Below are 1137 nucleotides of genomic sequence, written 5' to 3'. Positions count from 1 at the left end.
GGGCCGCGGGGGCGTTCGGCTAACTGCGGGAGCGAGCCATCAGCTCAATGTGTTCGGCTGAGATCGGAAATCAACCCTTGTTTAGTTGCTCCTCGTTTGCCGATAGTCCCTCTTTTTTCAAAATGTCGCGCACCTCGTTCTTAGTAATCGGCTTTTCAAACAACGAAAGCAAAGCGAACGAAAAATCATTAACCGCACACATTCTATGGGTGGCACAACTCAGCAGTACTCTTAACCCCTCTTTTGAGCGTCCGACTTCTTTCACAAACGAACTTTTAACCAATTGAAAACCATTATCGTGCATTACATAATCGGCATCGATATTTGTATTCAGCAATCCATAATGCAACAGTTCTTCTATCGCCCTTGTCAGCTCGAGGTCGCCCTGATCAAGGATAAGAGAAATGCTACAATCGGCCTCCAATAAACGGGCCAACTTAAGGTATACCAACTGGGAAACAGCATAGACATGATGGTATTCAGAATTATAGAAGTAGGCAAATGGCTCAACGAGCACGACAGAGGTCTTGGAATCCAGCCAGATTCGATCAGCTGGATTTAGACTAGTTAGCCGTCGCTTTACTTTGGTCAAATGTCCCTTATACCTGACAGCGTGAATAGAATCTAGGATCCAGGTCACCTCTGAAATATGAAGCCGCTGGGGCAAGTCAATTGTGTCGCTACCGTTTATGACCTCTTGCATATAAAAATCAATATGATGCTCATCAGATAAGGATTTTGCTTCATTTAAAGTTAAACCAGTGCCTGAAACATAATCCACTTCGAGGCGCAAATCCTCATATTGGGACTTCGGCATTACAGAGACACCATACTTATCGGGATGATTCCAAACATCCGACCCCATAACGAGACCAAAATTCGTAAATCCTCTCGTGGAATATGGAACACCACATACCTGTTTTGAATAATTCAAAACATTCTCTGTATAAGCTAAGGTGTTCAGAGCCTCTTCTTTAGTTTCGGTCGGAAAGCCAATCATAAAGAATAGATGAACAGGAATACCCGCATTGAGACAATCATGGATATTGCGATCAATCCAAGATCGCGTCGAAAATGTTGGTGTAAGGGTGACGCCCTAGCGCCCGTTTAACGAAGAACGGCCTTCGTCCTAGAATC

General features: G+C 44.2%; 1 protein-coding gene. It reads right to left on the bottom strand.

What is annotated here, in order from left to right:
* Positions 1-70 precede the first annotated feature (70 nt).
* Positions 71-1000: a hypothetical protein gene (locus ACESUZ_RS10085; RefSeq protein WP_373199921.1), complete on the bottom strand. Its 930-nt coding sequence runs from the start codon at positions 998-1000 to the stop codon at positions 71-73.
* Positions 1001-1137 lie beyond the last annotated feature (137 nt).

The organism is Collinsella aerofaciens ATCC 25986 (genome assembly GCF_964239575.1).
Lineage (GTDB): Bacteria > Actinomycetota > Coriobacteriia > Coriobacteriales > Coriobacteriaceae > Collinsella > Collinsella aerofaciens_BQ.
Note: the sequence above shows the minus strand (reverse complement) of the source record. Positions and strands in the feature narration are given on the sequence as shown.